26 protein-coding genes and 1 tRNA gene are annotated in these 26,630 nt (G+C 58.5%); 2 read left to right on the top strand and 25 right to left on the bottom strand.

Features of this window, described 5'->3' with window-relative positions; all coding sequences use genetic code 11:
* Positions 1–128: 128 nt before the first annotated feature.
* Positions 129–929: a hypothetical protein gene (locus tag ACZ46D_RS03575; protein WP_464928662.1), complete on the top strand. Its 801-nt coding sequence runs from the start codon at positions 129–131 to the stop codon at positions 927–929.
* 224 nt (positions 930–1,153) lie between these two features.
* On the opposite strand, the gene ACZ46D_RS03570 is transcribed toward ACZ46D_RS03575, so the two are convergent.
* The 8 genes from ACZ46D_RS03570 to malQ form a co-directional block, all read right to left on the bottom strand.
* Entirely contained in the window at positions 1,154–1,909 is a 756-nt protein-coding gene (locus ACZ46D_RS03570) for a hypothetical protein (protein WP_464928661.1), read from the bottom strand.
* Between the two features lie 78 nt (positions 1,910–1,987).
* On the bottom strand, positions 1,988–2,923 hold the full coding sequence (locus tag ACZ46D_RS03565; RefSeq protein ID WP_464928660.1) for a SufB/SufD family protein: 936 nt from the start codon (positions 2,921–2,923) through the stop codon (positions 1,988–1,990).
* Entirely contained in the window at positions 2,910–3,632 is a 723-nt protein-coding gene (locus ACZ46D_RS03560; RefSeq protein WP_464928659.1) for an ATP-binding cassette domain-containing protein, read from the bottom strand. Before ACZ46D_RS03560 ends, ACZ46D_RS03565 begins: the two co-directional genes overlap by 14 nt.
* Positions 3,633–3,766: 134 nt before the next feature.
* Positions 3,767–4,219, bottom strand: coding sequence for a CBS domain-containing protein (locus ACZ46D_RS03555; protein ID WP_464928658.1), 453 nt, complete (start codon positions 4,217–4,219; stop codon positions 3,767–3,769).
* Positions 4,220–4,221: 2 nt separating this feature from the next.
* Positions 4,222–4,794: a DJ-1/PfpI family protein gene (locus ACZ46D_RS03550; protein ID WP_464928657.1), complete on the bottom strand. Its 573-nt coding sequence runs from the start codon at positions 4,792–4,794 to the stop codon at positions 4,222–4,224.
* A gap of 331 nt (positions 4,795–5,125) precedes the next feature.
* Positions 5,126–5,201: transfer RNA gene (locus ACZ46D_RS03545), tRNA-Glu, on the bottom strand.
* A gap of 101 nt (positions 5,202–5,302) precedes the next feature.
* Positions 5,303–5,875: a flavodoxin family protein gene (locus ACZ46D_RS03540; protein ID WP_464928656.1), complete on the bottom strand. Its 573-nt coding sequence runs from the start codon at positions 5,873–5,875 to the stop codon at positions 5,303–5,305.
* Position 5,876: 1 nt separating this feature from the next.
* Positions 5,877–7,481, bottom strand: a complete 1,605-nt coding sequence (gene malQ, locus ACZ46D_RS03535) for a 4-alpha-glucanotransferase (protein WP_464929249.1) — start codon at positions 7,479–7,481, stop codon at positions 5,877–5,879.
* A 176-nt stretch (positions 7,482–7,657) separates the two neighbouring features.
* Here malQ and ACZ46D_RS03530 point away from each other — a divergent pair, with 176 nt between their 5' ends.
* On the top strand, positions 7,658–9,307 hold the full coding sequence (locus ACZ46D_RS03530; protein ID WP_464928655.1) for a Na/Pi cotransporter family protein: 1,650 nt from the start codon (positions 7,658–7,660) through the stop codon (positions 9,305–9,307).
* Between the two features lie 10 nt (positions 9,308–9,317).
* Here ACZ46D_RS03530 and nadD read toward each other — a convergent pair whose 3' ends face one another.
* The 17 genes from nadD to trmD form a co-directional block, all read right to left on the bottom strand.
* On the bottom strand, positions 9,318–9,986 hold the full coding sequence (gene nadD, locus ACZ46D_RS03525) for a nicotinate-nucleotide adenylyltransferase (RefSeq protein ID WP_464928654.1): 669 nt from the start codon (positions 9,984–9,986) through the stop codon (positions 9,318–9,320).
* Between the two features lie 22 nt (positions 9,987–10,008).
* Positions 10,009–11,265, bottom strand: a complete 1,257-nt coding sequence (locus ACZ46D_RS03520; RefSeq protein WP_464928653.1) for a glutamate-5-semialdehyde dehydrogenase — start codon at positions 11,263–11,265, stop codon at positions 10,009–10,011.
* Between the two features lie 147 nt (positions 11,266–11,412).
* Complete coding sequence (proB, locus tag ACZ46D_RS03515) at positions 11,413–12,570, bottom strand: glutamate 5-kinase (protein ID WP_464928652.1); 1,158 nt, start codon at positions 12,568–12,570, stop codon at positions 11,413–11,415.
* A gap of 69 nt (positions 12,571–12,639) precedes the next feature.
* A complete protein-coding gene (gene obgE / locus ACZ46D_RS03510; protein WP_464928651.1) occupies positions 12,640–13,701 on the bottom strand; it encodes a GTPase ObgE in 1,062 nt (353 codons plus the stop codon).
* A gap of 154 nt (positions 13,702–13,855) precedes the next feature.
* Entirely contained in the window at positions 13,856–14,134 is a 279-nt protein-coding gene (gene rpmA, locus ACZ46D_RS03505; RefSeq protein ID WP_464928650.1) for a 50S ribosomal protein L27, read from the bottom strand.
* Between the two features lie 85 nt (positions 14,135–14,219).
* Positions 14,220–14,531 carry a 50S ribosomal protein L21 gene (gene rplU, locus ACZ46D_RS03500; protein ID WP_464928649.1) on the bottom strand — a complete coding sequence of 104 codons (312 nt, stop codon included), beginning with the start codon at positions 14,529–14,531 and terminating at the stop codon, positions 14,220–14,222.
* Between the two features lie 267 nt (positions 14,532–14,798).
* Positions 14,799–16,340 (bottom strand): Rne/Rng family ribonuclease, encoded by a 1,542-nt coding sequence (locus ACZ46D_RS03495; RefSeq protein ID WP_464928648.1) that lies wholly within the window; start codon positions 16,338–16,340, stop codon positions 14,799–14,801.
* A gap of 47 nt (positions 16,341–16,387) precedes the next feature.
* Positions 16,388–18,928, bottom strand: coding sequence for a TIGR03960 family B12-binding radical SAM protein (locus tag ACZ46D_RS03490; protein WP_464928647.1), 2,541 nt, complete (start codon positions 18,926–18,928; stop codon positions 16,388–16,390).
* Positions 18,929–19,152: 224 nt separating this feature from the next.
* A complete protein-coding gene (locus ACZ46D_RS03485; RefSeq protein ID WP_464928646.1) occupies positions 19,153–19,992 on the bottom strand; it encodes a hypothetical protein in 840 nt (279 codons plus the stop codon).
* Positions 19,989–21,734: a tetratricopeptide repeat protein gene (locus ACZ46D_RS03480; protein WP_464928645.1), complete on the bottom strand. Its 1,746-nt coding sequence runs from the start codon at positions 21,732–21,734 to the stop codon at positions 19,989–19,991. Before ACZ46D_RS03480 ends, ACZ46D_RS03485 begins: the two co-directional genes overlap by 4 nt.
* Positions 21,735–21,798: 64 nt before the next feature.
* Entirely contained in the window at positions 21,799–22,401 is a 603-nt protein-coding gene (tmk, locus tag ACZ46D_RS03475) for a dTMP kinase (RefSeq protein WP_464928644.1), read from the bottom strand.
* Between the two features lie 225 nt (positions 22,402–22,626).
* Positions 22,627–23,661, bottom strand: coding sequence for a 4-hydroxythreonine-4-phosphate dehydrogenase PdxA (pdxA, locus tag ACZ46D_RS03470; protein WP_464928643.1), 1,035 nt, complete (start codon positions 23,659–23,661; stop codon positions 22,627–22,629).
* A gap of 2 nt (positions 23,662–23,663) precedes the next feature.
* Positions 23,664–24,056, bottom strand: coding sequence for a YraN family protein (locus ACZ46D_RS03465; RefSeq protein WP_464928642.1), 393 nt, complete (start codon positions 24,054–24,056; stop codon positions 23,664–23,666).
* Complete coding sequence (locus ACZ46D_RS03460; RefSeq protein ID WP_464928641.1) at positions 24,041–24,688, bottom strand: ribonuclease HII; 648 nt, start codon at positions 24,686–24,688, stop codon at positions 24,041–24,043. The genes ACZ46D_RS03465 and ACZ46D_RS03460 overlap by 16 nt, the downstream gene beginning before the upstream one ends.
* Positions 24,689–24,831: 143 nt before the next feature.
* The gene (gene rplS / locus ACZ46D_RS03455) at positions 24,832–25,179 is read right to left on the bottom strand and encodes a 50S ribosomal protein L19 (RefSeq protein ID WP_464928640.1); all 348 of its coding nucleotides are present in this window, start codon (positions 25,177–25,179) and stop codon (positions 24,832–24,834) included.
* A 70-nt stretch (positions 25,180–25,249) separates the two neighbouring features.
* Positions 25,250–25,843 (bottom strand): RNA methyltransferase, encoded by a 594-nt coding sequence (locus ACZ46D_RS03450; RefSeq protein ID WP_464928639.1) that lies wholly within the window; start codon positions 25,841–25,843, stop codon positions 25,250–25,252.
* Positions 25,840–26,616, bottom strand: a complete 777-nt coding sequence (trmD, locus tag ACZ46D_RS03445) for a tRNA (guanosine(37)-N1)-methyltransferase TrmD (RefSeq protein ID WP_464929248.1) — start codon at positions 26,614–26,616, stop codon at positions 25,840–25,842. Before trmD ends, ACZ46D_RS03450 begins: the two co-directional genes overlap by 4 nt.
* Positions 26,617–26,630: the final 14 nt, after the last annotated feature.

Genomic DNA, 26,630 nt, shown 5'->3' with positions numbered 1-26,630 from the left:
TGCCGCAACAGCAACCGTAATCACCAAGCCACTCGAAGTTCTCCTCAACCCGCCGCACTAAGCCCCTCCCGCCACATTGACTTTTACGTTCTCAGTGCCCATAATGTTAGAAAAAGGAGGTCATGCAAATGATATCCATCAACAACCTCGGCCTTTCCGGCCTCAAAACAATCTTCAATATCCAGCCTGCCACCGAAAGCCAGATCGGCTCCTCTCCCAAAGCAGAGGACATTATCCAGGCCAAATTGGACTCGGTACTCATCTCCGCCGCCGCCAAAAGCATCACCAACAAAACAGCAGTGAGCGACCTCTTCAAAAGCCAGAGCAGTTCCTCTCCCCAGCTGGCGGACATTATCCAAGCCAAGTCGGACTCGGTGCTCGTCTCCACTGCCTCCAAGGACATCGGCACAGCCTATCAGCGCCTCAAGGCCACCGGGAACGAGGCTGCAGTGCGCGGCTTTTCCAAGATCGTCCAAAGCTTCGGCCGCAACATTTCCGGAGCAACCATTACCGATATCGCCACAGCCACCGGCACAATGAGCAGCGAGAATTTGCAGCGCTACGGCTCGGTTGCCGAGTCGGTCAGCAGCATGGGCAACTCCGCTATCTTTGCCCAATTCGCCTCCCAGGCCGCCACAGCCTTTAACGCCGACCAGGAGCTGGGCCGTGGCTACCTGAACGCCACGACCGCCATCGTCACTGCTGAATACAGCGGCAACCGCCAGGAAGTTATCGACCAGAAGCTCACCAACCTGAGCGATTTCATGACCAAATTCAGCGAGCTTGGCAAGCCTGCCGAGGCAAGCGAAGCCGGGATTACCTCCTTTACCGAGTTTGCCAACTCCATCGGCACCATGACCAAGGGCACGGCGATCTCCACCGCCATAGGCGACTACACCGCCCCCTCAGAGAATAACTCCTCCGCATGATCCGGACTGCATAGCCGCAGATGGTTGCCGGAGATGTCCGAACCGGGACGGAATGCACCTTTACATGGTCAGGCCTGGCAAAATAGCTTCTTCTTTTGCACAGACTGAGCCGACGCCTTCAGAGCACCTCTCCCCTCTCCCGCCTCGGAAATCTCGAACAACAGAAAGCTCGCCCCAGATGGTACGGTTGGGTTAGATGCGAGGTTCGGCGGATCTGCCTGCGCTCATTTATGCCCATATTTCTGCAAAAAGGTGTGCAGGGAGGAGGCGAGCATCCGGATGAACCTCTTGTTGTTTTGGGGTTGCCCCGCACTGAGCCGGTTTTCCTCGAACAGGGCGAGATGCTGCTGCCCCAATGGTCCGCTGTGCAGGTGGTTTTTGAGGCGCTGTGGGAAATTGCCCATGGTGATGCTCGCCTGGAGCGCATGGCAGGAGGGCAGATAGATCTGGTGCGCCTCAAGTTGCACCATGGCGGCCCCCTGGCAGGCCGAGACGACCTTCAGCCCCTTCACCTTGCCCAAGAGGGCAAGGGCTTCCTGGAGATCGACCTCTTCGCCGCGGCTTACCCGGGCCATCTCTTCCTGGTATTCCGGCCTCTCTTCAATCAAGACCAAGTCGCGGCGGAGAAAGTGAAACAGCTCTTGGCCGCTCTTTTCCAGGGGTTCCGCCCCGAGGGTGTGCTCCTCCTTCAAAATCCGGGCATTGACCTCGTAGAGGCGGGCCACCCGGCACCAGTGGGCCGTGCCATCGAGGCAGATCGCGCGGTAATGCGCGTCATAGGAGAATTCCTTGCAGAAGTTGTCTATATGCTCATGGGATTGCTCGTCAAAATAGAGGGTGCGGCGCAGGAGCAGAACGCCCTCCCCTTCGGGGACCGCGGCAAAGACGGCGATTTCCACCTCTCCTCCCACCACCTCCCCTGCGGCGTGCTGCACCGCGAAATAAAAAATCCCCTCCTTGCGGCGTTCGCTCAGACGCATGGCTTCTCCCCCGGCCGCAACAATGAAAAATTATTCTCGAAATAGGGCTTCCCTGTGAGCCTGCCCAACTTCTCGTTTTTACCTCAGTATCCCCTTAACAATGACATCCACGGCCTCTTCCGGTGAGAGTCCGTGGACCATGAGGGTTTCAAGCTGCCGCTTGTCCACGCTGCCGATGGCCGCCTCATGGGTTACCTTAGCCAGGGGGTTGGTCACCCGCACCACCGGGATGGCGCTGGCAACGGCATGGTCCTTGACAATCTCCAGACAGTCCACATGCCCTCTGGCCCCGGCGGCGTTGCCCTCCGTGATGCCGGTTATCTCTGCCGACGCCTCATCCTCGATCGCAACCCGTGTTTTTATCAGCCCCCTGGAGTTCTCCCTGGCCAGCACCACCTTTTCCTTGATCACTATCGCATCGCGACCATGGCCGAAGACCCTTGCCGTCAATTCGACCACTCCGTTTTCTTCCGCCTGGACCGCGTAATCGATGGCCAGCCTACCCACCCGACCGGTAATCAAAGTGAACTCGCCAAGATATCTACCGTTTTTGCCGACGCTGACAACGGCCCTAGGGATGGCCTCAACCCCCCCATACCTGCCATGGAAATGGGTCTCGGCATAGCGCATTTCAGCCCCTTCCCCGATATCGATCACCGCATCCATGGTATGGATCACCTGCTCAGCCTCGGGGAAGATACAGTGGGCGATAAACGAGGCTGCGGCATCCTTTTCAAGGTGCACCTCCATGTGGATGTTTTGGTCCCCTCTTTTGTGGAGAACGCCGAAGCAGAGATGGACCGGATTTGTGAGGCGAACCCCCTGCCGCACCCTGACCTTGGCACTGATGCCCGAAGCGGTTGCCTGCGCCGCTACCTCGATCCCCTCGATCTCCCGACTGCTCAAGATCGTATGACCGTCGGCGACCAGATGGGCGGTGGCGCTGTCTGCCAGCACCGCCCGGTCACCGCCGGCATTGCCGAAGGCCTGCATTAATTGATCAAGGGCGGTCATCACCACACCCCTCGGTTTCGCAGGCCGAACATTGCCGCGATTTATAATATGCCGCCACCTTTGCCGGAGCCCCGGAGGAGACTATCCTGCCCCGGCAGACCTGCGATGCCTGGTCGGCAATCAGGGCAATTTCCTCGCGGTGGGTAATGAGCAGCACTGCAGAGCCGCCTTCTTTGCAGGCATTTATCACATTGATGATGTCGTTGATGGAGAGCAGGTCAATGCCGGAGTCAGGCTCATCGAAAATGGCAAGCCTGGGACGCAAAGCCAGGATAGAGGCAAGCTCGATCCGTTTCCTTTCCCCGCCGCTCAACGATCGGTCCACCATCCTCGGCAGATAGCGACCGGGGTCAAGACCGACCATCTCAAGAAAAGGGGCCGGATCCAGCTCCCGATGCTTCAGGGTCAGATACTGGGCCACGGAGATCCCCTCAAAACGTACCGGCTCCTGCCAGGCCATGGTGATGCCCAGTTGCGCCCTTTCATGAATCTTAAAGGTATGGATGGCCCGGCCATCAAAGAGGATCGTGCCTGCGGTGGGGTGGTACCCCTCACACCCGGCGATGAGATAGGCCAGGGTACTCTTGCCCGTGCCGTTTGTCCCCAGCAGGGCATGGACCTCTGCGGCCTCGATGGACAGAGAGAGATCATCCAGGATCTTTACCGTGCCCACCTGAAAAAAAAGATTTTTTATCTCAAGTAGCGGCATTTTTGCGTGTCAACTCCTGGACCAGCGATGCATGGTGTCGTTGTTTCCAGCAGAGAATACGTGCAACATCCATGCGAGGAGTGACCCTCTTTTCCCTGCCCCGTTTTAAGGCCGGGAGCCCGAGACAAACGGGATCAACTCTCCCTGGTTCGAGCTTCGCGTGCCTGTTCGCGCGGCGCGACTTTGGCAAGGGCGGTGAGTTCCTCGGCCAGAAGGTCCAGCATATCGTCCACCGACATGATGCCGACCAACCCTCCCTCTTGATTAATGACTGGAATCCGGCGGATGCCGTTGGCCCGCATGAGCCGAATGGTCTCAACCACCCCCTCGGTTTCCTGGACGCTGATGAGTTGCGGCCCCATGATCTCACCCACGGTGAAGTCGGTAACAGGCAAGGATTTGGCAATGATCTCGATCACGATATCACGGTCGGTCACCATGCCCACCGGCACCCGCCTTCCCGCGACCTCCTCCACCACCACCAGATCACCCACATGATACTGGCGCATGAGTTGCGCTGCTTCAATGATGCTGCTTTTTCTGGTGGCAAACACTACTTCTCGGTTGCAAAACTCTCCAATAGGCATAGTCATTCCCCCCCGATAGGTTGGTGCGCGGCGCCCTGCTTTCCTTGACTATTTGCGTGGAGTGCCGTGACGTTGCAAGCATGCATTGATCTTCCTGCCAAACAATCTGGCGCTCTTCGGGCCATCGCCGGTAACAATATTGGTGTCCACCGTAACCCAGCTCCGGTGTATTTCGCACCCTTGCCCTCGATTGCCTTGATTTCACTGCCAAAAACCGTGGAGTTCTTCCCCTGGAGCAACCCGGCATTTGCCAGGATTACCGGAGCCACACAGATGGCGGCAACAACCTTGCCCTGCCCGGCCATCTCTTGGGCAATCCGCAAGGCGTCGCGGTTGGTAAAATAAACCTTGGAACCGTTGCCCCCCACAAAGACTACGGCCTCGTAATTTTCCACCTCTATTTCCGCAAGGATGAGGGTTGCGGTGGCAGAACCGCCGTGCGAACGACGACAAACGCCCTTTACCAGGCTGGCAATGACGATCTTATGTCCAGCCTTTTCCAGCTCCACCTGGGTGAGAAACAGCTCCTCATCCCTGAACCCTTCAGGGGCAATGATCATAAGCACTGTAGCCATGGAGAGCCTACTCTTGTTCTCTGTTAATCCGGTCAGGTGACATGCCAACCCATAACCAGCGTATCACAATTTCAGTCCTGCATTCTACGGGGAAATATTGACCGGTTTCCCTGGACATTTCCCAATATTTGAAGATTTCATTTTTTTTCGTAAGACTATCCTGTTTCAGCGCGAACCCGGAGTACTTACAATTATTCCAGTCTGCACGCGCAACTTCGCAATGACTCAAATTTTCAAGAGGGAGGGGAGGACACACAGGGGAAACCACCGGCATGCCCCTAGAACGAAAAAAGGAGTTACGTCGGTTGACGTAACTCCTTGATTTCTCACTTGGTGACCCCTACGGGACTCGAACCCGTGTTACCGGCGTGAGAGGCCAGCGTCCTAGACCACTAGACGAAGGGGCCATGCTGTGCGCCATTTTTTAAATGATGGAAGGGAGTTTGTCAATCTTTTATTCCTCTCCCTGGCTCAGTCCACAGGGAGAAAACCTCGCAACCATCCTGTTTCAATCCATAAATTTTCTGCCTGCCTTTTCCGCCAGCGCCAGAGTGGCCTCATCCTTTGCCATTGCCCCACGGCCATCCATGCCCTTGACCACAAATTCCCCGCCATACTCCATACCCATGGCGTCAAAGGCATATTTGGCGGTAAGAATCGCCCCATCAAAAACCTTTTCCCCGTGGGTGGCGGCCACGGCCACCAGAAAACCCTTGCGACTGGGATCCTTGCGCCACTCGTCCTTTTCCTTCTGCAGCCGCTTCCTGTTCCACAGTGCCTGGCAACGATCAACAAAGGCCTTGGCTTGGGCGGTGATTCCGTAAAAATAGATGGGGGAGGCAAGGATCACCCGTGGCGAGGCAAGGATTTTTGGATACAACCCCTGCATGTCATCTTCCAGCACACATTCCCCGGTCTTGTCACAGCCGCCGCAACCGATGCAGGGCTGAATCCGAAGATCATAGAGGCGGATCAATTCGACCTCGCCACCCGCCGCCTCAACCCCTTTGAGAACAGCATGAAGCAGAGTCTCGGTATTTCCTTTTTTGCGCGGACTCCCGCTCAAGGCCAAAACCTTCATCTCATTTCTCCTTTTCGCAAAAAGCACCAGGAAGACTCGGCAATCTGTTATAAAACACAACCTCATCCCGCAACGCCCGTGCGGTCTCGGCATTTAAAAATCTGGCCGCGCAACGCCAACGCCAGTTCCCCTGCGAGGTGCCGGGGGTGTTCATCCGGCAATCGCTGCCAAACCCCAGCACATCCTGGAGCGGCACAATAACCAGATTGGCCACCGAGCCATAGGCCATGCGGATAAAATCCCCATGCACGGGGCTGCCCGGCTGGCTATGGGCATACCGCAAGGCCTTGGTCTTGCTGGCCTGCATAACCGTATCGCTGAAATACCAGCCCAGGGTCGTATCGTTGTCATGGGTGCCGGTATAGACCACGCAGTTGACGGTGGTGTAGTTATGGGGCAGATAGGCGTTGTGCTCGTCGGAATCAAAGGCAAACTGCAGCACCTTCATCCCCGGGAAACCAAAGGTGTCGCGGAGCAGCTCAACCTCCGGGGTGATAACCCCCAGATCCTCGGCGATGATCGGCAACTCTCCCAGATGCTTTTTCATCTCGGAAAAAAATGCCAGACCGGGCGCCTTGACCCATTCCCCGTTGACTGCGGTCTCCTCCGCGGCCGGAATCTGCCAGTATGCTTCAAAGCCGCGGAAATGATCGATGCGAACGACATCCACCGTCTGGCAGATATGACGGAACCGCTGCCCCCACCACTCGAGCAGGGGTTGATTCATCCCCCCATCAGCGCTGTGCCACTTGAAGAGCGGATTGCCCCAACGCTGGCCGGTTTCGCTGAAATAATCCGGGGGCACGCCGGCCACATGGGTGGGCTGCCCGGTTTTGGGATCAAGGACAAAGCATTCCTGGTGCGCCCAGACATCGGCGCTATCCAGGGCGACATAGATGGGGATATCGCCGATGATTTTTACCCCGTGGCTGTGGGCGTAATCCCAAAGAATTCGCCATTGGGAGAAAAAGCAGAACTGGACAAACTTATGAAACAGGATGCGCTCCGCCAGGGTTTTTCGCCACTGGGCAAGGGCTTCCGGCTGGCGGCGGGCAAGGCCGGCCGGCCAGGAAAACCAGGGGGCAGCCGCAAATTCTTCCCGCAACGCCATAAAAAGCGCATAGTCCTCAAGCCAGGGCATGGTCTGGCAGAAGGCCACGAAAGGTGCCGAGTCGCCACCGAGCCTAAACTCCAGAAAGGCGAGTTCCAGGAGTTTCTCCTTAAAGGCCAGGATCGCGGGAAAATCGACCAGGTACTCGGAAAAATCGGGCGGGATTTCCACCTGCTCACGCCGCAGGAGGCCTGCCCCCATGAGCTGGGCGGGATCGATGAGCAATGGATTGCCGGCAAAGGCGGACAGGCTCATGTAGGGCGAATTGTCAAAGATGCCGCTCACCGGGCCATAGGGGAGGATCTGCCAATGGCTTTGCCCGGCCGCCCCGAGAAAATCGATGAACTCAAAGGCCGACTTGCCGAGGGTGCCGATGCCGAAAGGCCCCGGCAGGGAGGTAAGATGCAGAAGGACGCCGCTACTTCGCTGGTTGTGCATGGTTGCCGTCCTCTCTTGTTTATGGCTGTCATGGCCGCGCGGCGCAACGGCGAACAGGGATGCCTGTCTGTATCATACAGAAAGCCCGCCGCTCTCTCCAATTAAAAAACTCCCCGACGATTGCGCCGCCCGAGAGGCCGGAAATATTTTCAATATCATCAAGCAATTGCCTATCCCGCAGACACCGGGTACTATAATAAAAATACCATCCGGCCAGAAAAGGAGTCCGTGACATGAACCTTTCCATCCTTGGCAGTTTTATCGGGGGCATCGGGCTCTTCCTGCTCGGCATGCGACTCATGACCGAGGGCCTCAAGGTTGTCGCGGGCAACACCCTGCGCACCATCCTGGAACGCTCCACCGCCACCCCGCTTCGGGGTATCCTTTCCGGCGCCCTCATCACCTCCCTGGTGCAATCCTCCAGCGCCGTGACCGTGGCCACCATCGGCTTTGTCAACGCCGGGCTCATGGACCTCACGCAGGCCATCACCATTATCTACGGGAGCAATATCGGCACCACCATGACCGGCTGGCTGGTGAGTCTGGTCGGCAATCAATTCGACATCAAGCTCCTTGCCCTGCCCCTCATCGGCTTTGGCATGCTCCTGCGCCTCGGCAAGGGCAGCGGCCGTTACGGCGCCCTCGGCGAGACCCTGGCCGGTTTCGGGGTTTTTTTTATGGGGATCGATCTGCTTAGAACCACCTTTGCCGGCACAGGCATCAACCTGCCGCTCGCTCTGATGGGCGGCGGGGTGGGGAGTCATTTCGTCTTTCTGGTCCTGGGTTTTTTGCTGACCGTGGCCATGCAATCCTCCAGCGCGGCCATAGCCATAACCCTCACCGCAGCCGCCGGAGGCTTTATCCCCATTGACGGCGGAGCCTCCCTGGTCATCGGCGCCAACATCGGTTCGACCTCGGCTGCGGCCCTGGCGGCAATGGGCGCCACCCCCAATGCCAAACGGGTTGCCGCCGCCCACGTCATCTTCAACCTGGTAACCGGCGTCGTGGCCCTCCTGCTGCTCCCCTTTCTCCTTCATGCCCTGACCACCTTCCCGCAGCTCTTGCACGTGCAGACCAACGCCACCATCCTGCTGGCCCTGTTCCATTCCGCCTTCAACATCCTTGGGCTTTGCCTGATGTGGCCGTTCAGCCGAAGCATGGTCATGATCCTCAAGGGGTGGTTCCGCTCCCATGAAGAAGACGAGGCGCAGCCCCTCTATCTGGACAAAAATATCGCCGCCACTCCGGTGCTGGCCTTCCATGCCCTAGCCAAGGAAATTGAGCGGATCGGCAACATTGCCCGCCGCATGGCCAAGGGCGCCATAAGCAGCGAGACAGGCCCCAGCCCCCAGCTTGACGCCGACCGCCAGGCTCTGCTCAAACTGGAGATCGAGGTGGGCAATTTCAGCAACCTGATCAGCCGGGGCAACCTGCCGGAGGAGCTTGACCATGTGCTCCCCAACGCCCTGCGGGTCACCAGCTATTACCGCGAGATTGCGGACGTGTCGCTCAGGGTCGCCCAGATGCAACAGCAGAGCCGCCTGTTGGCGAATACCGCCCTGGCCCAGGAAATAGGGCTGTATAAACAGCAGGTGGTGAAATTGCTTGATTTGGCCGATGTGGCCCGAAAAGACTATGCGCCGGAGGAGTGCGCTGCGCTGTTCAAGGAAACCGAGGAGATGTACCGGCATCTCAAATCAAGCCTGCTCAAGGCGGGAACCAAGAGCCTGCTGCCGGTGGGGCTGATGGTCTCGCTCATCGACCTGATGAGCGATGTCCGGCGCATTGCCGACCAGATTGAAAAGGGCGCCCTCTACCTGACTACCTTGACCACGGCCATGCCGGAAGAGGAGGAGGCCGTCACTGCCCAGAGTGCGGCCTGAACGAGGCAGGTCAGCGGTACAGCCCCTGGGCCTCAATGTAATCCGCCACCGGTGCGGGGACAAGCTCGCGTACCGACCTGCCCTGCCGGATTGTCTCCCGAATCTCGGTGGAAGAGACCTTGATCGGCACCATAGCCACCGGATAGATGGCTCCCTGGCCGGGCTCTCCCTGCCAACGCCCATGGGCCTCGACAAAGGTGTAGCCGGGGAAATTCGCCGCCACCGTTTGTCCGCAAGACTGTTGGCAATGATCAGGCCTCCCGATCACCACGAAGGAGGCATGATCCAGCAGCTCCCGGTTGGCCTTCCAGGTGTGGATTTCGGCAAAGGCATCCATGCCGGTGATGAAGAACAGCTCGGCCTCCGGCCCCAGCAGACCGCGCAAGGCCTTCAGGGTATCGATGCTGAAGGAAGGCCCTTCGCGTTCCGCCTCCAGGCGGGAGACGGAATAACCAGGCCGGTCGGCAACGGCCAGCTCCAGCATGGCAGCCCGGTGGGGAAAGGCGGAGATGGTGTAGGTCGGCTTGTGGGGCGGCAGAAAGGCAGGGACAAAGAGAATGCTCGAAAGAGCCAGCGCCTGCCGGACCGCCTCGGCAATGGCCAGATGGCCGTTATGCACCGGGTCAAAGGTGCCACCCAAGATGCCGACCCGCTGGCCGAGGTTGTACGGAAATTCCATGCGCCCTCCGGGCAAGAGCGGATCAGGCGCGAACCTGGCCATCCCCGTAAACGATGAACTTCCTGGTGGTCAGCTCTTTTAACCCCATGGGGCCGTAGGCGTGCAGCTTGGTGGTGCTGATGCCGATCTCGGCGCCCAGGCCGAACTGGCCGCCGTCGGTGAACCGGGTGGAGGCGTTGATCATCACCGCCGAGGCATCCACCTCGCGGAGGAAGCGCTGGCCGTTGGCATAGCTGTTGGTGACGATCACCTCGGTGTGCTGGGAGCCGTACTGGACAATATGGTCCATGGCCGCATCCAGATCGGCAACCACCCGCACCGCCAGGATCAGGTCGAGAAACTCCATGCCGTAGTCGGTGGGCAGGGCCGCGGTGATCTCGGGCAGAATCGCCTTGGTCTTCGGGCAGCCCCGCAGTTCGACCCCACCCTGCTTCAATTCGTCCCAGACCTTGCACAAAAAGGCGGCGGCGATATCCTCATGCACCAGCAATGCCTCCAGGGCGTTGCACACCCCGGGCCGCTGCACCTTGCCGTTCATCACGATGTTCACCGCCATATCCAGATCCGCGCTGGCATCGACAAAGACATGGCAGACGCCCTTGTAATGCTTGAGCACCGGGATGCGGGAGTTCTCGGCCACGAAACGGATCAAGCTCTCGCCGCCGCGCGGGATGATCAGGTCGATCTGCTCATCAAGAGTGAGCATGGCCGTAACCGCCTCGCGGTCGGTAACCGGAATGACCTGCACGGCTGCGGCCTCAATCTGCTCCGCAGCCAGGACCTCCTGCAGCACCTTGGCCAGGGCCAGATTGGAATGGATGGCCTCGGAACCGCCCCGCAGGAGGATGGCGTTCCCGGCCTTGAGGCAGAGTGCGGCCGCGTCCACGGTCACATTGGGCCGCGACTCGTAGATCATGCCGATAACCCCCAGGGGAATGCGCATCCGGCCCACGGTGATGCCGGAAGGCTGTTTGGCCATCTCGCTCACCTCGCCCACCGGATCGGGCAGGGCGGCAACCTCGCGCAAACCCCCGACCATGCTGTCGATCACCTTGTCGGTGAGGGCCAGCCGGTCGAGCATGGCGGCGGACAGCCCCTTGGCGCGGCCCGCAACCAGATCCTTTTCATTCTCCTGCTGAATATAGGACTTTTGGGCAAGAAGCGCCTCGGCCATCTTCAGCAGGGCGTTGTTCTTGGCGGTAGTAGAAAGATTGGCCATGTTGCGGGAAGCCTTTTTGGCCGCCACTGCCATCTGCCTGATAGTTTCCTGGATGGACATCACATACCCCCAGCGTTGCTATAAATTTTGCTTGATTGATTACTGATAAATGTTCAGCAGTGCCACAGATGCGAGGAAGAGGCCGGCGATGTGTGCTGTTGCACATGAGCCGACCGATGACAAAGCAGATGTGGTGCTGCTGGACATTTATAGGATTACCAGATTATCGCGGTGGATTACCTCGTCGCTGTCCTTGGGCCGTTCCAACACCTCTTCAATCTGGCTGGTCTTCACGCCCTTGATCCTGTCGATATCACCGGAGGTATAGTTGACCAACCCGGCGGCCAGGGGTTCGCCCTGTTCGTTCAGACAATGGATGGGCGCCCCGATGCCGAACTTGCCCCGGACCTCAACAATTCCTGAAGGAAGCAGACTTTTGCCCCCCTGTAGCACGGCCTTGCAAGCCCCGGCATCCAGAACCAGAAAACCTTGCGGCCGCAAGGTATAGGCAATCCAGTGCTTACGGCTCGCCATTTTTTCCTTCTGAGGCAGAAAAAAGGTGCCGATCAACTCTCCGGCAAAAAGCCGGGAGATGGTGTCCGGCTCCCGGCCAGGGCCGATGAAGCAACAGCCCCCCCGCGCCGCCACCATCTTGGCGGCCTTGACCTTGCTCCCCATGCCACCGGTGCCCACGCCGCTTTGCACCTTGCCGACCATACCCTGCACCGCAGCGTCGATCTTGGCCACGGTATGGACCGGCCTGGCCTCGGGGTTGGTGAGGGGGTTGGCGGAAAAGAGACCCGAAACATCGGTCAGGCAGACAAAGATATCCGCCTCGGTGAGGTTGGTGACCATGGCGCCCAGGGCGTCGTTGTCGCCAAAGCGCAACTCTTCCACAGAGACGGTGTCGTTTTCGTTGATGATGGGGACCAAGCCCCAGTCCAGCAGGGTAAAGAGGGTATTGCGGACATTGAGATACCGGTCCCGGTGGGACAGGGCATCGTGGGTTAGGAGAACCTGGGCCACCTTCTGGCCCAGCTGTTCGAAGATCTTCTCGTAGGAGCGCATCAGGCTGCTCTGGCCGATGGCGGCGGCAGCCTGCTTTTCCCGCAGGGTCAGGGGCCGATCGCCAAGTCCCATTTTCCGACGGCCAGCCGCGACCGCGCCGGAACTGACCAGGATCACCTGCCGACCGCTTTTGCGTAGGACACAGATCTCTTTGGCCAGGTTGTCCAAGACAGGAAGGTTCAACCCTTCCCCGGTGGTAAGCACGGCGCTACCCACCTTGATCACCACCCTTTTGGCCCGGTCCAGAAACCGGCGGCGTAGCGCCAGGTCTTCGTCATGCTCCATCGCTGTGGTCATCACGCCTCTCTTAATGGCGTCGCAAAAAGGCCAAGCTACTGCGTTGCGGCGCAACTTTTTGGTTAGAGCTTAGTTAGGGACAAGCTCTGAGTCATCTTCATCAGTGGGATGGACTTTTTGCGAGTCCGTCTTGCGTAACTCCAGCATCTCTCCCAACACTTCCTGCAACTGTGCGAGCCCCTGCCCGGTAAGGGCCGAAATGGCAAGGGGCTTGATTCCTTCCGCTTTAAAAAACAGCTCCTGCAAGGCACCAAGCCGTTGCTCGTCTTCCAGCAGATCAATCTTGTTCAGCACCACCAGCCGCTGCCGGTCCATCAACTCTTCATTGTAGACACGCAACTCGTTTTCCAGGGTGCGGTATTCCTGCAGCGGCTGCTCATCGGCAGTGGAGGCGTCAATGACATGGAGGAGGATGTGGGTGCGTTCGACATGGCGGAGAAACTTGTGGCCGAGCCCGGCCCCGGTATGCGCGCCCTCGATCAGCCCCGGAATATCCGCAATGATGCAATCGTCGTAGTTGGCAAGGTGCATGACGCCAAGCTGCGGCTCAAGGGTGGTAAAGGGATAGGGCGCCACCTTGGGGTTGGCGGCGGAGAGCTTGGAAAGCAGGGTGGATTTTCCGGCGTTGGGCAGGCCGACCAAGCCGATGTCCGCCAACAGCTTCAGCTCGATGCGCAGCCAGTGCTCCTCGCCGTCCTGGCCCGGGGTGGCAATGCGGGGCGCCCGGTTCTGGGCCGAGGCAAAATGAACATTGCCCTTGCCGCCCTCGCCGCCACGGGCTGCGAGAAAACGGTCGCCCTCGTGCAACAGTTCGGCCAGAACCTCGCCGGTTTCCGCATCCTTGAGGATGGAACCCAGGGGAACGTACAGGGTAAAGTCCTCTCCCTTGCGGCCATACATCCTTTTGCCCCGGCCGGGGGTGCCATTCTGCGCGATAAAGTGGGATTTAAAACGAAAGTCCAGAAGAGAGGCAAGCTTGCGGGAGGCTTCGATTGTGATCGAGCCCCCATCGCCGCCATCACCCCCGTCGGGGCCGCCTTTGGGAACAAACTTTTCCCGTCGGAAACTCAAACACCCATTGCCGCCGTCTCCGGCTTTGACAAAGAACTTTGCTTCATCGATAAACGCCATCGTCGCCGCCAGTAAAAGATTGCTGCCGGAGACTGCTGCGGCACAGGACAGTGCAACCGCAGCAGCGAGCACACACTATTATTGAGGGGTCGTCACGTACCAACACCACTGCCAGGCGATTATCCCGGTCAGCGCGCGGCTTCGTTACGACGCCTTACGCTGCTATCTCTACCTTGGCTTCAACCGGGTAGATGCTGACCCGTTTTCTGTCGCGGCCAAAGTCTTCGTATTTCACCACGCCGTCAATCTTGGCAAACAGGGTGTAATCTCGCCCACAGCCAACATTCTTGCCAGGGTGAATCACGGTGCCAACCTGGCGCACCAGGATATTGCCGGCCCGAACGATCTGCCCGCCGAATTTCTTTACCCCTCGCCGTTGCGAGTTACTGTCACGACCGTTTTTCGAGCTGCCGCCCGCTTTCTTATGTGCCACAATAACACCTCATGTGTTTCAGTCCTGATGGCGCGATACACACATCAGTTTTTTTTTCGACTGCCCAGACCGTTTCCTGCCCTGTTTAAGCGGAAATTTCCTTGATCTCAAGGGAGGTGAAAGGCTGGCGATGACCAGTTTTTACGCGATAGGCCTTACGGCGTCTCTTTTTGAAGATCAAAACCTTTTTGGCCTTGTCCTGTTCCACGATGCAGGCCATGACCTTGGCCCCGGCAAGAACGGGCTGACCAATCTTGACCTCCTCTCCATCGGCAATGAGGAGAACATCGGACAACTCAATGGTATCACCAATATTGCCGGCAAGTTTCTCAACCCGGACACGCTCGCCAGGTGCAACCTGATACTGTTTACCGCCGGTACGAATGATTGCGTACATAATTCCTCCAACAACTGAACTCTTCAACAGATAAACGGCTGGTGCCAGCCGACTCGGTGAACAACGCTTCTTTTTTTACCCCACACCGCGATGGTTTCGATTGCTGCCAAAAAACCTCGAACAAAATGGGCTTAACAAGCCAATTTCGCCTGGTGCGTGAAACCGATCTTAATACCATACAGGGCTACATTGTCAAGCAAGAATATTCCCCTCTTCCAGCAAAACCCGCTCCTGCATCACTCTTTTACCGACCTGCAGCCTGACCGGTTATTCCCTGCCCCAGAGAATATCGTACTTTTCCAGATGGACTTCCCGGACCGGCTCAATAATGATCTGCTTGCCCGTTGAGCCCTGAAGGTAGTCAATGGTTGCCGCCTCCTCCTTGAGCATCATGGCCGCCACCCTAGGGTGCACCTTCAAGACAACATTCTCGGCCGTGGCTTTTCTGGCCTCGCGCTCCACCTTGCGGAAGATCTCGTAGCAGATGGTTCGGCCCGACTTCAACATGCCGTCGCCGTGGCAGTAGAGACAGGGCTCGCACATCATGTGCCGCAGATCCTCCCGGTTGCGCTTGCGGGTCATCTGCACCAGGCCGAACTCGGACACCCGGAGGATATTGATCCGACTCTTGTCCTTTTTGGCCGCCTCCTTGAAGGCGGAAAAAACCTCATCCCGGTGGATCTCCTCTTCCATGTCGATAAAGTCAACGATGATAATGCCGCCGATATTGCGCAGCCTGAGCTGGTAAGCGATTTCCTTCACCGCCTCCATGTTTGTCTTGAAGATGGTCTCCTCAAGACCGCTTTTGCCGACATACCGGCCGGTGTTCACGTCGATAACCGTCAAGGCCTCGGTGGTTTCGATGATGATGTAGCCACCGCAGCGGAGCCAGATCTTTTTATCCAGGGCCCGGTTCACATCCATCTCGACGCCATGGGCGTCAAACAGGGGAATCGGGCTGTCCGAAAGCTGTACCCGACCCTGCAACCGGGGGGCAAAGGTTTCCACAAAATGCTGCACCCGGTTGAAGGTTTTCAGGTCATCGACCACCACCCGCTCCACCTCAGGGGAAAAGATATCGCGCACCACCCGCAGGGTGATATCGAGATCCTCGTAGACCAGGCTCGGGACTGCGGCCTTGGCCGCGATATCCTGAATCTCCCCCCAGGTATGGAGGAGAAACTCCATATCCGCCTCAAGATCCTCGTTGGTGGCATTCTCGGCCACGGTCCGCACGATAAAACCGGTACCGGCCGGCCGCAGGGTTTCGATGTCCTGACGGAGCTGCTTGCGGACGGTTTCGTCTTCGATCTTGCGCGAAATTCCGATATGATCGGTCATGGGCATGAAGACCAGATTCCGGCACGGCAGGGTAATATTGCAGGTCAGCCTGGCCCCCTTGGTACCCAGGGGCTCCTTGCATATCTGCACCAGGATATCCTGCCCCTCGGTGAGCAGATCACCGATATTCAGGCCGGGAGTGCGCCGACAGAGGGAATCCGGAGTCTCGTTGCCACAACAGCCGCCGCCACAATCCTCGGCCTTGTCGCTTTTGGCCAACCGCTTTTCAAAATCATCGGTGGTAATATGGACATCGTCCACATAGAGAAAACCGGTGCGCTCCAAGCCGATATCGACAAAAGCCGCCTGCATGCCGGAGAGCACCCGGACAACCCGGCCCCGATAGATGTTGCCCACCAGCCCTTTCTCCCGGGGCTGCTCCAGGTAAAACTCCACCAGATTACCGTGTTCCACCAGGGCAATCCGAATCTCATAGGGTGTGGCGTTAATCAGCAGTTCGGTAGACATGACTTCACCAGAAAGATAAATTGATTTACTTTAAAACGATCAACTCTTCATTTTTCATTTACCAGATACGGCTCACTCGCCACCTTCAAAACCCTGGCCCGACGGATCTCTTCCTCGGGCAGCCCGAAAAGTTTAGCTGCCACCTCGACCGGCTTGCCGCCCGGCTGTCCGGGCGCGCTGAACAAGGAGAGCTCCAACTGGCCCTCCGGGGTCAGACGCATTCCATGCAGCAGCGGTCGCAGGTCGAGCTGCCTTTCCAATCCCTTGCGCATAACCACCACCGGCAAACTCTCCTGGGCCATGACCCGGTCCAGCTCCGCCTGGGGTGGCAGTGACGGCAAGCGGAGATGATAGGTGGTAACCATGGTGCCCGTGTGTTCCTTGCCTGCCAGCACAGCCTGGCTCACGACCAGCCCCTCGGGAAGCTGCTTGTTCATCGCAGGGACAAAGGCGCCCAGGTCGGCCAACGGCTCCCAAAGATCAATGAGGACAACTTCCGCCAGACTTTCCGTGCCCAGGGGCAAGGCCGGACTGAAGGAAACCTTGGGGGTCGGATTGAACCCTTGGGAAAAGTTCAGCGGTAGCTTGGCCCGATTGAAGGCCCGGAAAAAAACCTGGAGCAGCTCCAGATGGCTGAGTAACCTGGCATTGCCCAGCCGGGCATAGGTAAGCTTGTAGATAAAATGCGGACGGAGCCCCTGTTTGGCCGGGGAAAGATCCGGCGAAGGCACTTCGCTTAAAGCCGGTTCCGGCCCGACCTCCTCGTGCTTGCAACGGTGCACCACGGGCTTGAGGGTTTTCAGGTCGCAAACCCCGCAGTGCTGGCAGCCATGCACCCGGCAATCGGGGGTATACTCTTCCCGCAGGGCCTTGGCGTATTCCTCGGCGAAAAAGTCATCCCGAACCCCGACGCGAAGATGCTGCCAGGGCAAAGGTTCATCCACTTCCCTGCGGCGCAGATAGCCCTCCAGCTCCAGGCCGCAGGCAACCGCAGCCTCCTGCCAGCGATTCAGATCAAAATGCTCGGACCAGGCATCCATGCGGGCGCCCCGCTGCCAGGCCTCTTCCAGCAATCGGCTCAGACGGCGGTCGCCCCGGGAAAAAACCCCCTCCAGAAAACTCATCCTCGGATCATTCCGTTTCAGGGTGCAATTCTTACCATAAAGCCGTTTCTTGACGGCATCCATCCGCGCATAGCCTTCTTCCATGGAGAGCTGCGGCTCGCGCTCAAACACGGTATGGGGCTTGGGGACAAAGGTGGCGGCGCTCACGTTCACCCGGCAATTGCCGCCTTTCCCGGCCTTGAGCACCTTCTGGGCCAGGGCCGGAATCGCGGCCACATCCTCCTCGGTTTCCGTGGGCAGGCCGAACATGAAGTAGAGCTTGATCAGTTTCCAGCCCAAGCCGTAGGCGGCATCCGCCGTGGCCATCAGGTCTTCCTCGGTGATCCCCTTGTTGATCACCCGCCGCAACCGGTCGGTGCCCGCCTCCGGGGCCAGGGTAAAGCCGGTCTTGCGCACCCGCTTGATCTGCTCCATGATCGCCGGGGTGAGGGTTCCCACCCGCAAGGAGGGCAGGGAGACGGAAACATGCTCCTTGGCAAAGCGGTTCATCAACCGGACGAGAAGCTCACTCAGGCAGGAATAATCCCCGGTAGAAAGCGAGAGCAGGGCCAACTCCTCAAAACCGCCCTCGGCAATGCCTTTTTCGGCCATGGCAAAGATCTTCTCCGGGGTGCGTTCCCGCACCGGCCGGTAGATCATGCCCGCCTGGCAGAAACGGCAGCCGCGGGTGCAGCCCCGGGCGATCTCCAGCCCCAGCCGGTCGTGGACGATTCGGGTAAGCGGCACCAGAGGGGGCTGTTCGATGCTAGCGCCTTCCAGGTCGGCAAGAATTCTCCGCCGTATCAGACCATTGCCGGAAAGCACCCGCATCCCGAGAAAATTACCGCCCTCGTCATAACGCGGCTCAAAAAAGGAAGGGACATAGACCCCCTCGATCCGGCTGAGCCGCTCCAGAACCGCCTGCCGTTCTTCCCCTCTTTCCTTGGCCAAGCGCACAGCCTCGGCGATTTCCAGCACCGCCTCCTCCCCGTCTCCCAAAAGAACGGCATCAAAAAAATCCGCCACCGGCTCGGGATGGAAGGCGCAGGGACCGCCACCGATGACCAGGGGATGCGCCCCGGTCCGATCGGCACTGCGGAAGGGCAGCTGCGCCAGCGCAAGAATGGTGAGGATATTGGTGTAGCAGAGCTCATAGGGCAGGGTAATGCCGAGGATGTCAAAATCAGCCACCGGCCGCTGGGATTCCAGGGAAAACAGGGGCAGATGGTGGGCGCGGAGCAGCTCTTCCAGATCGCGATCCGGGGTGTAGACCCGTTCGGCCAGCAGGTTTTCTCGGGCATTGACAATGTGGTAGAGAATCTGCAGCCCCTGGTGGGACATGCCCAATTCATAAAGATCCGGAAAGGCCAAGACCATGCGGAGGGAAACTGCGTCCCAATCCTTTTTCACCACATGCAACTCGTTGCCGCCGTACCTGCTGGGTTGCCTTACCTGCGGCAGCAGGGCGTCTATCTCGCTATTCATCTATAATTCCTGAACAAAACAGACCGATTGGAGTCGGTTGATCGTTTGAGTGATGGTCTGAACCCAAAAAAAAGTGGCTCATAAAATGTAAACGCTTAGCAGTGCCACAGATGCGTGTGTCAATTGTCGGCAGAAGTGCCGACCAAGAGGCTTGCGACGTGGCTATTATTGCACATGAGCAAGCCGATGACAAAGCAGATGCGGTGCTGCTAAACGTTTACGCGTTATTGCACGGGCACCAGGGCAAAGCCTACAGGCAACTCCACCCGAAAATCTCCCGCGTTGAAGCTGGGGTCGGGCAACCAGTCCCCCAGGGTGAGCTCCATGAGCGCACCGTTATGGTTGGCGTGAATCCTGATCACCCCCGGCAACCGGCAATTGTCCGACCCGCCTTCGGAGGCCTTGGCATAATCGTCATACCAGACATCGACCATGATCCGGCCATCAGAGTCTGCCACCATATGCCGTAGGATCACCTGCCGGGCGGGGTCAAAAAGCACATGCCGGCGAAGCGGTTTATCCTCGGAAGCGTCAACCGCGTAGGCAAGCTCCAGCCAGAGGCCTTGTCCTTCCGGGTCTTGGGCCACGGAAAAAATCCGCAGCTTTTCAGGCGCAAGTCGGCCGGCAAGCCAGTAGAACCCGTGCGCCGGATCAAAACCTTGGGGGGCATATTTCTTAAAAGCGGCAGCCGTAACCAGCCCCTCATAGCCCTTGCCCTCCGGCACCGCGACATAGCGGAAAAAAGTCCCGTCCGTGGCCAGAAACATCATGGGCTGGCCCAAGGGATTGAGGCCGGTGAATTTCAAAAAAGAGGGCGCCTTGGCCTGAACAAAGCCGGAGATCGTGCCATTCTGCACCAGAGATTTCACAGAAAGCCGCACCTGCGCATCAAGACAGCAGGGACATTCCTGCTGCCGCGCCATGGTCTCCCGGAACAAAGTGACGGCTCGCTGCTGCTGCAACTCGGCAAGCGGCCGGGTGGCCGGGAGAGTGGCGCACCCGCCACTCAACAACAGAAGAAGGAGCAGCCCCCCACGCAAGGCCAGGACAAGACCACGATTCATTGCACGCCGCCAGGCGGGCCGTCTTCTGGAAACAAGGCCTCCAGCTTGCGGCGGACCGCCGCCTTCTTCTCTTCTTCCTCTTGGAGTTCCAGCGATTTCACATAGGCCTTCCGCGCCTTGGCACTGTCATTATTTTTCAAATAGGCATCACCAAGATGCTCATAGATGGTCGGATCATCGGGAGAGAGCGCCACTGCCAACTCCAGTTCCCGGACCGCGGCCGGAAAATCTCCCAGCTGATAATAGACCCAGCCCATGCTGTCCCGGACAAAACCATCCTTTGGCAACAAGACGACAGCCTGTTCGATATACGCCTTGGCCTCTTCCAGATTTCGCCCCTCTTCGGCCCAGGTATATCCCACATAGTTCAGGGCCCGGGCATGTTTCGGCTCCCGCTTCAGCAATTCTTCCATCTGGTGCATGGCCCCGGCAGTGTCGTTCACCTTGTGGAGAAACAGGGCATACTCGTAATTCACCTCAACGTTGTCCGGAAAATCGGCAAAGGCCTGGGTGAACACCCCGTGGGCCTTATCGATCTTCTCCTGACCTGCGTAGAGCATTGCCAGAGCCACATAAAAATTGAGCCGCCGATACTGCTTGTCGGCCATGGCCTGCCGCAAAGCCTTCTCCGCCCCGGGAAAATCCTTTTGCTCCTGCAGAATTCTGGCCAGCATGATAACCGACTCCTCATAGGCGGGGCTGGCCGGCCGTACCTGCCGGAGAAGCTTCTTGGTGGTCGCAATATCTCCCTGCTGGTAATAGGCCAGGATCAACAACGCCCTGGCAGCATCTGACTGGGGATCTTTCTTGAGGATGGCGTTCAGCCGGGTAACGGCCTCAGGACGTTTCCCCGCATCGAGGAGAATCCGGCAAATGGCCAGTTCGACCTTGGCCGGGTTGGTCGAAATGTCTCGCAGATCTTCCATCTCTCTAAGCGCCTTATCCACCTCTCCCTGCCGAAAATAGACATTGGCCAGAAAGCTCCTCGCTCTTTCATCGGAGGGGTCTTCCTCAATAATCCGCTTGTAGATGGCAATGGCCTCGGGGTAACGCTTCTCCTGCTCATATAATTCCGCAGCCTCATAGGCCAACATCGGTGACCAGTTGAGAGCCAGGGCTTTGTCAAAGGCCTCCGCCGCCTTCTCAAAAAGGTGCATCTCCTGGTAAAGCTTGGCAAGATAATAATACCCGGCATAGGAATCCGGATTGATCTCCGCCAGTTTTTCCAGAACCTGCCGCGCCTTTTCGTAATCGTGCATTCGGGCATACAACCCGCCCAGTAACAGCCGGACATTGAAGTTTTGCGGATCATCGACCAGGATGGCCTCATACATCTCAGCCGCCTCCTGGTACCGCTCCATTATGGAGTAGAGATTGGCCAGGAGCGCCCGGGCTTCCGAATCCTTCGGATTCAGGGCAATGAGTCTGTTCACCCATTCAACGGCCTGTTCCCGTTGCCCCGTTTTCACGAGCAACCCGGCCAGTGAACGCATGACGTGCCCAGCCAGCCGGTCGCACACCAGGGACTGCTTGTAAGCGTAGATGGCCTCATCGTAGCGCCCTTCTATCTCGGCCGACTTGCCCCAGAGAAAATTAAAATAGGAACAGCCCTTGTCCACCGCCTCCTCATAGGGTTCGAGATCCGCAGCAAAAGGAGGCTGCCCAGGCACCCCATGAATGGCCGGGGTGCACGACAGGCAGCAGAGGGCCAACCCACCGGCAATCAGCAGACGCTTCAACATACAGTTTCTCCCCTTAGCCCAAGAACCTTAAGCCAACCCATGATTTCCCTGCTCTGTTGCAATCTTAACACAAAAGCTCGGCCACGTTTTCCATAACCAGGGCATGCACAGCCCCAGCACTCCCTGTTCCGTCAATACGCCGGATATTCTTGCCTTTAAGATCGGCAAAAATCCCGGCCACCCGGGCCAAGGTTTCTTCCTGTTCAAAATCGTTTAAGGTCTCGCCCCGGAGCTTCTGCACCCGGTGCACCCCAAGAGACACCGGCGCCTCCAGCATAATAACCATATCCGGCACCGGCGCAAACAATTCATTTGCGGCAATGATTTTTTGCGGGTCATGCCCGGCCGCGCCCTGATAGGCAGCGGTGGAATAATAGTACCGGTCGGTGAGCACCACCTTCCCGCTGGCCAAGGCCGGAGCGATAACCTGCGCCACATGCTCGCGGCGGTCATCAAGGAACAGGGCCAATTCCTCTTCCGGGGTGACGCTCTTGCGATTCTTATACAACTCTCTGATTTTGCGGCCGTACTGCCCATCGGTGGGCTCTCGGGTGGCAACCACGCTCAAGCCCCGTTGGCGCAGGATCTCGGCCAACAGCTCTATCTGGGTGGTCTTGCCGGTCCCGTCGATTCCTTCAAAGGCGATGAGCAATCCTTTTCTTTCCATCCCGTGAGATCCTTTATACACAGCTGGCAGATGTCAGCTGTTGGTACCTTATAACTTTTTAATCGACATCAAATTAATTCCCTCCCCCCTTGCGGGGGAGGGTTAGGGAGAGGGGGAAGTTGCCATTACATCGGCAGGTTGTAACTACCCCCACCCCCAACCCCTCCCGCAAGGGGAGGGGAGTTTTTCAGAGATATTAAGAGTTACACGGTGCCAGCATACGACTTACAGCCGGCAGCCGGCAGCCGGCAGCTTTTGCCTATTGGCGACAATGACCCCGGCCATGGCAACCGCAGCAGCCAGACTCGTTGGCTCAGCCAACCCCTTGCCCGCGATATCATAGGCAGTGCCATGATCCACCGAGGTCCGGACAATGGGCAGCCCCAGGGTCACATTCACCCCGTCGCTGAAATGCAGGAGCTTAAAGGGAATCAAGCCCTGATCATGGTACATGCAGATCACCGCATCAAACTGCCCGGCCACAGCCTTATTGAATACCGTATCCGGCGGAAACGGTCCCTCGACCAGCCAACCGGCCCGGCGCCCGGCCGCAACAGCCGGAGCAATGACCCGTTGTTCCTCATCGCCGAACATGCCCTCTTCTCCGGCATGGGGATTCAGCCCTGCCACAGCCAACCTGGGCTCACGCACGCCGAAATCGTCCCGCAGGGCCCGGCCGGTGATCCCGATCATCCGCAATACCGCCTCCGGGGTAATGGCGCCAGCCACCTCTGCCAGGGCTTGATGGATGGTGACCAGGGTAACTTTAAGTTTGGCGCCCGCCATCATCATGGCAAAATCCCTTGCCTGGCAAAGCTCGGCCAGCATCTCGGTGTGTCCTGGGAACCGATAGCCCCCGGCCTTCAGCGCGCCCTTGCTGATGGGGCAGGTCACCAGGCCGGCCAATTGTCCCTGCCGGACAAGCCGCACCGCTTCCTCGATATACCCCCCCATGGCCCGGCCTGTTTCCGGGGTGGGCTTCCCCCAGACAAGGCCATCGCCGAGAGCGGACAGAGAGAGAACATTGAGCGCCTGTGGCTCCACAGGCGTGCCCGACTGCCAGTCAACCACCCGGAGCGCAATCTTCAGCGCCTCACCGCAGCGGCGCAAGACCCCGGCATCGCCGATGACCACCACCCCCATGGCAGCTTGCGACCCGGTCTGGGACAAAAAACGCAGGATGATCTCCGGCCCGATGCCCACCGGACAACCCATGGTAATCCCCAAGGGGGACATTTTTTTTTCAGCACCAATCTGCACCGTCACGCTCCAAAGCTCAGATCAAAAGCGTTTTTCGCCAGCTCGACCACCGGCGCAGCCTCTCCAGCAAAACTGATCGCCACCACGTCAAAACGGGCCGAATGCCCTTCCCTGCCCGTCTCAGCCAAGTACTCCAGGGCAACCTTGGAAATCTGCCGACACTTGGTCGGGGTCACCGCCTCAAAGGGATGACCGCATTGATGGCCGCGCCTGGTTTTGACCTCGACAAAGACCAGGGTTCCCTGCTCCTCGGCGATGATATCGATCTCCCCCAGCTTGGTCCGATAATTTCTGGCAATAACCCGATAGCCCTGCCGGGAAAGATATTGGCAGGCGAGCGCTTCTCCCTGCTGCCCGACGGAGATGTTTCCCGTCTCTTTTATTTTTCCGAACAATCGCGCACCGGCTTGAAACTCTGGCGATGGATGGGACAGGGGCCGATTTCCCGGATAATCCTCCGATGCTCGGCAGTGGGATAGCCCTTGTGCCGGGCGAAGTTGTACTGGGGGTATTCGTGATGGTACTGTTCCATGATCGCGTCCCGGGTCACCTTGGCGACAATGGACGCGGCAGAGATGGAGGCGCTGCGCGAGTCGCCTTTGACATACGCCTGTTGCGCCACAGCCATCGGCACGATGAATTTGCCGTCAACCAAGAGAAAGTCAGGCAGGCAGGGCAACTTCTCCACCGCCTTTTTCATGGCCAGCAGGGAGGCTTGCAGGATATTGAGCCGGTCGATTTCCGCCGCGGAAACAATGCCTACCCCGATTTGGGCCTCAAGCACAACAAGACGCTGCGCCAGCTCCCCACGGGCCTTGGCGCTCAATTTTTTTGAATCTTGGAATTGCTGATACTCACAGCGGGGCGGAAGAATGACGCAGGCGGCAACCACCGGTCCGGCCAGCGGCCCCCGACCTGCTTCGTCGGTGCCGGCCACAATGGCGTAGCCCTGGCTGATCAGAGATCGTTCAATGGCAAAGGTGTCTCCGGCAGGAGAAGCCGGCCACAGTGTTATCGCCTTGGGCAAGACGCACCACCTTGTAGATAATCCGAAAGGACCACGAAAAAACGGCCACGGTTTCCCGTGGCCAGGCAATGACGGCAGTATGTAGGCGCACCGGAACAGAAAGCCGCACCATGGCCGCTCCTGCTCCGGGCAATGGGTAAAGGCTAGTTGAGGCCTTTTTCCCTGATCCGCGCTGCCTTGCCGCGCAGATTGCGCAGGTAGTACAGACGGGAACGCCGGACACGACCCTCGCTCACCAGTTCGATCTTATCGACTCTGGGAGAGCACAAGGGAAAGGTTTTTTCCACGCCAACCCCATGGGAGATCTTGCGGACGGTGACACTGGCCCCCGCAGTTCCACGACGGCGGCGGATAACAACCCCCTGGAAAAGCTGGGTCCTTTCCTTGTTGCCCTCGATGATCCGGATATGCACTTTCACGGTATCGCCGGCACGAAAATCCGGCATGTCCTGCCGCATATTCTCTTGTTCCATCTGCTCAATAATGTTCATAGTTTTTCCTCTTTCAACCCCTTATGGGAACGGATTCCAATGGGCCATTATACACGCCCACACTGTTTTTTCAATGCTTACCCAACACCCTGTCCAGAACAATGGCCGCAGCTGAGCGGACAGAGAGATGATTATATTCGCCAAACCCGGCAATGGGAGGCAGCAAGGCATCAACGTCGGCAAATACCTCCGGTGCCATGCCCCAACCGGTGCCAAACAAAATCAGATGCGGCTCGCCGGCAAAGATCCGTTGCCGCGCTTCAGCATAATCCAGCTGATTGCCATTCGGCTTGGCGCTGGTGGCAAGGACCGTCGGTCGTTGCTGCCATTTGGCCTCTACCAGTTCGTACAGCTCTGCCAGGTCATGGCAAATCCGCACCAGGGCCAGGGCATCCTTGCGTTTCGGGTTATAGGTCGCCCCATGGCCTGTTTGCCAGTGCGCCAGAATATCCCTGACCAGCGCCTGCTGATCCGCGAAAGGGGTGACGATGTACAAGGTGTCGATGCCAAAGGTCCTGCCGGCCCTGGCAATATCATGCAGGTCCAGATTGGTCACCGCCGAGCCGATGGTCTCTCCGTTTTTGTTACAGACCGGATAATGGACCAGGGCCAGATCGAGCCGCAGAGCGTTTTGCTCCGGGCATTGCACACCTTGTTGAATCACTGCTCCTCCGGCCGACTGTTCCAGCCGCTTTCCCGCAGCCTGGCAAGAAGTCCCTGCCGCTGTAAAATCTTCAATTCGCTGGGGCTAAAACGCATCCCCGCTACCAGATCCGGTCGTTTAGCCAAGGTCCGCTCAACCGCGGCAACAAACCGCCATTCGGCCACGGCCCCGTGATCCCCGGAAAAAAGCACCTCCGGCGCCGGTATTCCTTCAAAAAGCCTGGGCCGCGTATACTGCGGAAACTTGAGCCCGCCCCGGCTGAAGGTATCATAGCCCGCCGAATCCGCACATCCCAGCACACCCGGCCTCAGCCTGGTGATGGAATCGATGAGGATCATGGCCGCCAATTCGCCACCGGTGAGGATATAGTCGCCGATGGAAATTTCCTCGTCCACATACTGGGCGGCGAAGCGCTCATCCACCCCTTCATAGCGGCCGCAAACCAGAAGCAACCGCGCCTGCCCGGCCAACTCTTCGGCAACCGCCTGGGTATACGGCCTGCCCTGAGGGCTCAGGAGGATTACCCTTCCTGGCGGCTGGGCCATACCCTGCACCGCCTGCACTGCAGCGGCCAGCGGCTCCGGCTTCATGACCATGCCTTCCCCGCCGCCAAAGGGGCGGTCATCGGTCATGGCATGCTTATCAAGCGCATACTCCCGGATGTTGTGGCAGGCGATTGTTATCTGCCCCGCCTCCTGCGCCCTGCGGATTATCCCCTCCTTGAGCGGAGAATCCAGCAGTTCCGGAAAAATCGTCAGTACGTCAAAACGGATGGTCTCGCTCCCCG

It is taken from the genome of Thiovibrio sp. Mzg5 (assembly GCF_055379285.1).
Note: the sequence above shows the minus strand (reverse complement) of the source record. Positions and strands in the feature narration are given on the sequence as shown.

Excerpts from the sequence above, each read along its gene's own strand:
- ACZ46D_RS03555 (WP_464928658.1), bottom strand. The coding sequence starts at position 4,219 with ATGCCTATTGGAGAGTTTTGCAACCGAGAAGTAGTGTTTGCCACCAGA.
- ACZ46D_RS03575 (WP_464928662.1), top strand. The coding sequence starts at position 129 with ATGATATCCATCAACAACCTCGGCCTTTCCGGCCTCAAAACAATCTTC.
- rplS (WP_464928640.1), bottom strand. The coding sequence starts at position 25,179 with ATGAACATTATTGAGCAGATGGAACAAGAGAATATGCGGCAGGACATG.
- ACZ46D_RS03540 (WP_464928656.1), bottom strand. The coding sequence starts at position 5,875 with ATGAAGGTTTTGGCCTTGAGCGGGAGTCCGCGCAAAAAAGGAAATACC.
- ACZ46D_RS03485 (WP_464928646.1), bottom strand. The coding sequence starts at position 19,992 with ATGAATCGTGGTCTTGTCCTGGCCTTGCGTGGGGGGCTGCTCCTTCTT.
- ACZ46D_RS03565 (WP_464928660.1), bottom strand. The coding sequence starts at position 2,923 with ATGACCGCCCTTGATCAATTAATGCAGGCCTTCGGCAATGCCGGCGGT.
- ACZ46D_RS03530 (WP_464928655.1), top strand. The coding sequence starts at position 7,658 with ATGAACCTTTCCATCCTTGGCAGTTTTATCGGGGGCATCGGGCTCTTC.
- ACZ46D_RS03520 (WP_464928653.1), bottom strand. The coding sequence starts at position 11,265 with ATGTCCATCCAGGAAACTATCAGGCAGATGGCAGTGGCGGCCAAAAAG.
- obgE (WP_464928651.1), bottom strand. The coding sequence starts at position 13,701 with ATGGCGTTTATCGATGAAGCAAAGTTCTTTGTCAAAGCCGGAGACGGC.
- ACZ46D_RS03490 (WP_464928647.1), bottom strand. The coding sequence starts at position 18,928 with ATGAATAGCGAGATAGACGCCCTGCTGCCGCAGGTAAGGCAACCCAGC.
- ACZ46D_RS03570 (WP_464928661.1), bottom strand. The coding sequence starts at position 1,909 with ATGCGTCTGAGCGAACGCCGCAAGGAGGGGATTTTTTATTTCGCGGTG.
- ACZ46D_RS03495 (WP_464928648.1), bottom strand. The coding sequence starts at position 16,340 with ATGTCTACCGAACTGCTGATTAACGCCACACCCTATGAGATTCGGATT.
- nadD (WP_464928654.1), bottom strand. The coding sequence starts at position 9,986 with ATGGAATTTCCGTACAACCTCGGCCAGCGGGTCGGCATCTTGGGTGGC.
- ACZ46D_RS03560 (WP_464928659.1), bottom strand. The coding sequence starts at position 3,632 with ATGCCGCTACTTGAGATAAAAAATCTTTTTTTTCAGGTGGGCACGGTA.
- ACZ46D_RS03480 (WP_464928645.1), bottom strand. The coding sequence starts at position 21,734 with ATGTTGAAGCGTCTGCTGATTGCCGGTGGGTTGGCCCTCTGCTGCCTG.
- tmk (WP_464928644.1), bottom strand. The coding sequence starts at position 22,401 with ATGGAAAGAAAAGGATTGCTCATCGCCTTTGAAGGAATCGACGGGACC.
- ACZ46D_RS03550 (WP_464928657.1), bottom strand. The coding sequence starts at position 4,794 with ATGGCTACAGTGCTTATGATCATTGCCCCTGAAGGGTTCAGGGATGAG.
- rplU (WP_464928649.1), bottom strand. The coding sequence starts at position 14,531 with ATGTACGCAATCATTCGTACCGGCGGTAAACAGTATCAGGTTGCACCT.
- proB (WP_464928652.1), bottom strand. The coding sequence starts at position 12,570 with ATGACCACAGCGATGGAGCATGACGAAGACCTGGCGCTACGCCGCCGG.